Origin of the sequence: Lentzea indica (genome assembly GCF_012184385.1) — a bacterium.
GTDB lineage: Bacteria > Actinomycetota > Actinomycetes > Mycobacteriales > Pseudonocardiaceae > Lentzea > Lentzea indica.
The window spans coordinates 1-6,403 of the sequence record NZ_VSRL01000378.1 but is presented as its reverse complement, the minus strand read 5'-3'; the positions used below and the strand labels follow the sequence as shown (position 1 = coordinate 6,403).

Sequence of the window (6,403 nt, the reverse complement as noted above, 5' to 3'; positions counted from 1 at the left end):
GACGAAGAGGCCGCATCCGTCGTCGCGGAGGCGTTGAAGGCCGGTTATCGCAGCATCGACACCGCCGCTGCCTACGGTAACGAGAGCGGCGTTGGTGAGCGGCGACGGCGGCGTGGCGAGCGCGCAGAACGGTGCGGCGTGGCTGGCCAAGACGTCCGGCGCGATGGTGCTGCCGATCGCCTGCCGCGGGACGTACCAGGCCAAGGGCTGGCGGCCCGAGGTCGACGTGCTGATCGGTGAGCCGTTCCACCTTCCCGAGGGGAAGGGACGGACGGCTCTCGGCGTTGCGACCGAGCAGGTGCGCGATCGCCTGGCGACACTGGTCGCCGAACTCGATGGACTTCGTATGAATGAGGGAAGACGATGACGGACCTGGACGGCACCTGGGAGGACGAGGCCGACTGGTCAGCCTTCGGCGACCTCGACGGCGAGAACGGTGAGGACTCGGCGCCACCGCAGCCGGTGATCGCGGTGGTCGGGCGGCCGAACGTCGGCAAGTCCACTTTGGTCAACCGCATCATCGGCCGGCGAGAGGCCGTGGTGCAGGACGTGCCGGGCGTGACGCGTGACCGCGTGGCCTACGACGCGCTGTGGAACGGCCGCAAGTTCACCGTGGTCGACACGGGTGGCTGGGAGCCGGACGCGGTGGGCCTGCAGGCCGCTGTCGCCGCGCAGGCGGAGCTCGCGATGGCGACCGCGGACGTGATCCTGGTGGTCGTGGACGCGACGGTGGGCGCGACGACGACCGAGGAGGCCGTCGCGAAGGTACTGCGCCGGTCGAAGAAGCCGGTGATCCTCTGTGCGTCCAAGGTGGACGACGAGCGGCTGATGGCCGACGTCGCGTCACTGTGGTCGCTCGGTCTCGGCGAGCCGTTCCCGGTGTCGGGTCTGCACGGCCGCGGCTCAGGTGACCTGCTCGACGAGATCCTGAAGAGGCTGCCGGAGACCCCGCGCGACGACTTCGGGGCAGGCAGCGGCGGCCCTCGGCGCGTCGCGCTGGTCGGCAAGCCGAACGTGGGCAAGTCGTCGCTGTTGAACCGCCTGACCGGCGAGCAGCGCTCGGTCGTCGACGCGGTCGCGGGCACCACCGTCGACCCGGTCGACTCGCTGGTGGAGCTCGACGGCGAGATCTGGCGGTTCGTCGACACCGCCGGCCTGCGCAAGCGGGTGAAGTTCGAAAGCGGCGCCGAGTACTACGCCTCACTGCGCACCAAGTCCGCGATCGAGACCGCCGAGGTCGCGATCGTGCTGCTGGACGCGCACGAGCCGTTGTCCGAACAGGACCTCCGCGTGCTCACGATGGTGGTCGAGTCGGGCCGCGCGTGCGTGCTGGCGTTCAACAAGTGGGACCTCGTCGACGAGGACCGCCGCAACGAGATGATCCGCGAGCTCGAACGCGGCCTGGTGCGCGTGCCGTGGGCGGACAAGGTCAACATCTCCGCCCTGACCGGCCGCGCCGTGCACAAGCTGGCGCCCGCGCTGCGCACCGCGTTGAACTCGTGGGACACGCGCGTCCCGACCGGCCGCCTGAACCAGTGGCTGTCGGACCTGATCGCCGCGACCCCGCCGCCGGTGCGCGGTGGCAAGCAGCCCAAGGTGCTGTTCGCGACCCAGGCCTCGACCCGGCCGCCGACGTTCGTGCTGTTCACGACCGGGTTCCTGGAGGCGAGCTACCGCCGGTTCATCGAGCGCAAGCTGCGTGAGGAGTTCGGGTTCGAGGGCAGCCCCGTCCGGATCTCCGTGCGTGTGCGCGAGAAGAAGAAGGCCGGCGCCGGCAAGAAGTGATCTCTCCGATCACAGCGAGAACTTGTTTCTCGCTTCGGTGAGCCGTTCGACCAGCAACGCACATTCGGCCTGAGTGTGCGTGCTGGTCACACCGATCCGCAGCCTGCCTTCTCCTGACGGCACGTGCGGGTGCACGAACGTTCCGACGAAGATCCCGTGGTCCATCAGCCAGTTCGAGACGGCCACGGTCTTGTGCTCGTCACCGACCAGCACCGGGACGATGTGGCTCGTCGTGCGCATCAGGTTCAGCCCGGCCTCGGTGAGGCCGTCGATGACGAACCTGACGTTGTCGTCGAGCTTGGCGCGCAGGTCGCCGCCATGTTCCTCGACGAGTTCGAGTGACGCGAGGCTCGCGCCCGCGACACCGGGTGCGCTGCCGCGTGAGCTCGTGTAGCTCGGAGCGAGGTAACGCAGCTGACGTTCGAACTCCTTGCTCGTGAGGACGAACCCGCCGACGCTGCCGAGCGCCTTGCTCATCGTGCCGACCACGGCGTCGACCCGGTCCAGCACTCCGAAGTGGTCGGCGACGCCCAGCCCGTTCGGTCCGATCGCGCCGAACGAGTGCGCCTCGTCCACCACGACCAGTGCGTCGTGTTCCCGTGCGAGCGCGGTGATCTCGTCCAGCGGCGCGAAGTCACCGTCGGCGCTGTACAGGCCGTCGACCAGGATCACCCGCCGGTGCTTGTCCTTTTCCTTGCGCAGCAATGCTTCCAGCTTCTTCACGTTGTTGTGCGGGAACGTCCGCAGCTCGGCGCCGGACAACCAGCTGCCCATGTAGATCGAGATGTGGGCGGTGCGGTCGCAGAGGATGACGTCCTCCGCGGAGGCGATCGTCGAGATCACGGCCAGGTTCGCGGCCATGCCGGACGGGAAGAGGATCGCGGACTCCTTGCCGGACAACGTGGTGAGCTTCGCCTCGATGCCGTCGTGCAGCCGGGTGCGGCCGCAGAGCAGTTGCGCGCCATAGGTGTTCGTGCCGAACTCGCGGATCGCGTCGATCGCGGCTTCCTTGAGCGCCGGGTCCTGGGAGAGACCGAGGTAGTCGCACGAGCCGAACATGAGCAGGTCACCGTGCTTGGCCGTCGTGACGTGGTGGTGCCGGTTGGTCTCGATCACCGGGAAGAACGGCGAGACACCCTCGTCCTCCCACTCGTCGTACAGGGCCGTCGACTTGCCGAACAACGTCACTGGATCCCCCTGGAAAGTGCGGTGCGGTCGGTCTTGCCGTTCGCCGTGCGCGGCAGTTCGGCCACCACGGCGAGCGAATCGATGATCATGTAGCCGGGCAGGCGTTCGGCGCAGTGCCGTTTCAGGCCGATGAGTCCCGGGCGCTTGTTGTTGCGTGGCACGACGACGGCGTGCAGCTTCGCCTCCAGGCCGCTGCCCGTGACGACGACGGCCACGGCGCCGACATCGGGATGACTGGCCAGCGCCGTCTCGATCTCGCCGAGCTCCACGCGGTGGCCACGGACCTTGACCATGGCGTCGCGCCGGCCGGCGTACTCGAACACCCCGTTGGTCAGTTTGCCGAGATCTCCTGTGCGGTACGGGCCTCGCTGCGGTTGCTCGCCCCAGTAGCCGAGCATGACAGTGGGGCCGTCGACGACGATCTCGCCTTCGTCGAGCTCGACTTCGTTGCCACAGCTGGGAGTTCCGATCGGCAGCGGGCGGCTCGGATCGACGTCGTGCACTTCGTGCGATGTGCAGACGTTCGTCTCCGTCGGCCCGTACCAGTTGAACAGCCTGGTGTTCGGCCACGCCTTGCGCAGTTCGAGCACCTGGTCGGACGGGAACGGTTCGCCTGCGAAGATGCAGACGCGCAGGGCGTTGTCCCGTTGCAGAAGGCCGCCTTGCCGCATCATCAGCAGCAGTGCGGACGGCACGGAGTACCAGACCGTGATGCCGCGGGTGGTGAGGAACTCGGTGAGCTCCGCCGGGCGGTAGGCGAGTTCGCCCGGCACGAGGTCGACCGCGGCGCCCGCGTGAAAGGCGCCGTAGAGGTCGAACACGCTCAGGTCGAAGTTGAACGGCGCGTGGTTGCTGAGCCGATCTCCTTGGTGCAGACCGGTTTCCTCGGCAGCCCATGTGACGAACGCTTCGGCGTTGCGGTGGCTGACGCACACGCCCTTCGGTTCGCCGGTCGAGCCGGAGGTGTAGAGGACGTAGGCCGGGTCGTCCGGTTCGGGCCCGTCGATTTCCGGTGCTGTGTCCGCGGTTGGCGCGTCGTGCGGGTCCGTGACGACCAGTTTCGGTTGCGCACTCTTGATGATCTTTTCGACGCGTGCGTGCGGGTTGGCCGGCGCGACCGGGACGTAGATCGCGCCGATCCGCAGCGCGGCCTGCATCACGGCGATGGTGCCCGCGCTCTTCTCGGCATGGATGACGATGCGGTCGCCTTTGCCGATGCCTTGCGCCTGCAGGCCCGCAGCGATGCGGTTCGCGTGGTCGTCGAGCTCGCGGTAGGTGGTCGTCGTTGTGCCGTCGTGGATGGCGGGCGCTGTGGCGTGCGTCGAGCGGCTTCGCTGACGAGCCGGTGCAGCGCGGTCACAGGCCCAGCTCCAGTGCCGCGAGCTGCCGCTGGATGTCCGACGTGCCGGAGAAGAGCAGGCCTCCAACTGCGTCCCTGAGGTGCTCCTCGATGCCCTCGTCGGTCTGGTAACCGCGGCCGCCGAAGAGTTCGACGGCGTCCAGCGCGGTCTGCACGGCCGCTTGAGAGACGGCGAGCTTCGACAGTGCCGCGGGCAGCACCGCGACGTCGTCCTGGTCGATCGCCCAGCACGCCTTGTAGAGCAGCAATCGGGCGCTTTCCAGCCGCAGTTTCATGTCCACGATCCGGTTGCTGACGGACTGGAAGGTGCTGAGCCGCTTGCCGAACTGCTTGCGCCGCTTGACGTGCCGGATGCAACGCTCGATCAGGCGGTCCTGCACCCCGAGGTAGATCGCGAAGAGGCAGGCGCGTTCCCAGAGCATGCCGTGCTGGAACACGAGGCTGCCGTTGCCCAGCACCGCGTCGTCCGGCACCACGCAGTCACGGAACTCGACCGTGCCCGCCGCGCAGCCGTTCATGCCGAGCTTGCCGAACGGCTCGCTCCTGACCAGTCCGGGCGTGCCGGTGTCGACCACGAAACCGGTGGTGCCGAGGTGGCCGGCGTTGGGGTCGGTGACGGCGTAGGTGACGTAGACGTCCGCGATCGGGCCGTTGCTGACGAAGCTCTTCATGCCGTTGAGCACGTACCCGTCGTCCTTGCGGACGGCGGTGGTCTTCAGCGCTCCGATGTCGGATCCGGCATCCGGCTCGGTCATCGCGTTGGCGCCGATGAGGGTGCCGTCGCACAGTGCGGGGAGCTTCTTCTTCTGACTGTCGCTGCCGAACTCGGCGATGGGCAGCGCCGTGGCGAACAGGTGCGCACCGGCCGCGAAGATCAGCCCGGTGTCGTGGCAGCCGTACCCGGCGGCCTCGAAGACCAGCGCCGTGTCGAGCGCGCCGAGTCCCTGACCGCCGTGTTCGACGGGTATCGCGGCGCCGAGCACGCCGAGTTCGCCGAGCCGTTGCCAGTCGTATTCGCCGGCGTCCCGAATTGTCTGGTAGCGGTCTCTTTGCGCGACCGTCTGCCCGAACTCCATCCGGCTCACCCGCGCAATGCCGTGACGAGTCCGGCGATGCTTTCCAGGTCCCGGAAGTTCTCTGTCGTGACTTGAGCCGGCGGGACGCGCACACCGAATTCGGTACGCACGTATGTGACCAGCCGGGTGGTTTCGATCGACTTGAGGATCCCCCACTCCATCAGCGGTGTCGTGGCCGTGAGCTCCTCGTCCTCCCCCTCGAGGAACTCGTCGCGCACCAGTTCGGTGAGCTTCTCCAGCACGTCGCGGTGGTACTCGTCGGACATGGTTCCCCTATTCCACGTCAGCGGGTGTTTCGGTGCCTTCTCGGCCTTTGTACTGCCGAAACGGATTGTTCGGTGGACCACGCCTGGACTTGTACGACGAAGCCTGAACAAAATGGGCAGCGGGGGAGGTAACCGACCATGGCTCGCAAGGAGCGCCCACTCGACGAAGGAGACGACCCGCTACTCCGGTTCGCGGCGGACCTGCGCGCACTGCGACGTGCCGCGGGCACGCCGACGTATCGCCAGCTCGGAGCGTTGACGCACTACTCGCCGGCGACGTTGTCCGACGCCGCAGGTGGACGCAAGCTGCCAACGCTCAACGTGACCCTGGCCTACGTCCGCGCGTGCGGCGGCGACGAACCGTCGTGGAAACGCCGCTGGGCCTCGTTGGCCGCGCAGCCCGCCGACGTCCGCGTGAACAGAGCACCGCAAGTCCGCGCCTTCAACGCGGCGGCCACGATGCTCGCCACCGCGGAGGAGGCAGGCGTTGTCCTGTGGCACATCCCGGACCAGCGCGTGGTGACCGTGCTACCGCTGCTGGGCCCGCCGCTGCGCGCGTTGGTCTTCACGTCCGACAACTCACACGTGATCGGAGTGCACGCGGATGGTGTCGTGACCACTTGGGTGATCTAGACGAGTAAGTCCTAACTGATCAGTGGTCGTATGCGATCAGGGATCGGGTGACGGGCTGGCCGGTGGCGCGGTTGTGCCAGATCGCGGCAGTCAGT

The 6,403-nt window shown here is 67.8% G+C and carries 7 protein-coding genes and 1 pseudogene; 4 read left to right on the top strand and 4 right to left on the bottom strand.

The features are described 5' to 3' along the window. The 3 genes and pseudogenes from FXN61_RS57045 to der all read left to right on the top strand — a co-directional run. A pseudogene (locus FXN61_RS57045) lies at positions 1-99 on the top strand (aldo/keto reductase); the annotation flags it as partial. Continuing rightward, positions 95-367, top strand: a complete 273-nt coding sequence (locus FXN61_RS46295; RefSeq protein WP_167980163.1) for a lysophospholipid acyltransferase family protein — start codon at positions 95-97, stop codon at positions 365-367. The pseudogene FXN61_RS57045 and the gene FXN61_RS46295, both read left to right, overlap by 5 nt. Further along, complete coding sequence (gene der, locus FXN61_RS46290; protein ID WP_167980167.1) at positions 364-1,785, top strand: ribosome biogenesis GTPase Der; 1,422 nt, start codon at positions 364-366, stop codon at positions 1,783-1,785. Before FXN61_RS46295 ends, der begins: the two co-directional genes overlap by 4 nt. A gap of 9 nt (positions 1,786-1,794) precedes the next feature. Here the strand turns inward: der and FXN61_RS46285 are convergent, their stop codons facing one another. From FXN61_RS46285 to FXN61_RS46270, 4 genes are read right to left on the bottom strand one after another with little or no spacing between them, the layout of a single operon-like run. Further along, positions 1,795-2,973 carry an aminotransferase class I/II-fold pyridoxal phosphate-dependent enzyme gene (locus FXN61_RS46285; protein ID WP_223165878.1) on the bottom strand — a complete coding sequence of 393 codons (1,179 nt, stop codon included), beginning with the start codon at positions 2,971-2,973 and terminating at the stop codon, positions 1,795-1,797. Then, a complete protein-coding gene (locus tag FXN61_RS46280; RefSeq protein WP_223165877.1) occupies positions 2,970-4,400 on the bottom strand; it encodes an AMP-binding protein in 1,431 nt (476 codons plus the stop codon). Before FXN61_RS46280 ends, FXN61_RS46285 begins: the two co-directional genes overlap by 4 nt. Further along, the gene (locus FXN61_RS46275) at positions 4,330-5,409 is read right to left on the bottom strand and encodes an acyl-CoA dehydrogenase family protein (protein WP_167980166.1); all 1,080 of its coding nucleotides are present in this window, start codon (positions 5,407-5,409) and stop codon (positions 4,330-4,332) included. The genes FXN61_RS46280 and FXN61_RS46275 overlap by 71 nt, the downstream gene beginning before the upstream one ends. Positions 5,410-5,414: 5 nt before the next feature. Continuing rightward, positions 5,415-5,675 carry an acyl carrier protein gene (locus FXN61_RS46270; protein WP_167980165.1) on the bottom strand — a complete coding sequence of 87 codons (261 nt, stop codon included), beginning with the start codon at positions 5,673-5,675 and terminating at the stop codon, positions 5,415-5,417. Between the two features lie 138 nt (positions 5,676-5,813). Between FXN61_RS46270 and FXN61_RS56815 the strand changes: the two genes are divergently transcribed. Beyond that, entirely contained in the window at positions 5,814-6,308 is a 495-nt protein-coding gene (locus FXN61_RS56815) for a helix-turn-helix domain-containing protein (RefSeq protein WP_167980164.1), read from the top strand. Positions 6,309-6,403: the final 95 nt, after the last annotated feature.

Excerpts from the sequence above, each read along its gene's own strand:
- der (WP_167980167.1), top strand. The coding sequence starts at position 364 with ATGACGGACCTGGACGGCACCTGGGAGGACGAGGCCGACTGGTCAGCC.
- FXN61_RS46275 (WP_167980166.1), bottom strand. The coding sequence starts at position 5,409 with ATGGAGTTCGGGCAGACGGTCGCGCAAAGAGACCGCTACCAGACAATT.
- FXN61_RS46270 (WP_167980165.1), bottom strand. The coding sequence starts at position 5,675 with ATGTCCGACGAGTACCACCGCGACGTGCTGGAGAAGCTCACCGAACTG.
- FXN61_RS56815 (WP_167980164.1), top strand. The coding sequence starts at position 5,814 with ATGGCTCGCAAGGAGCGCCCACTCGACGAAGGAGACGACCCGCTACTC.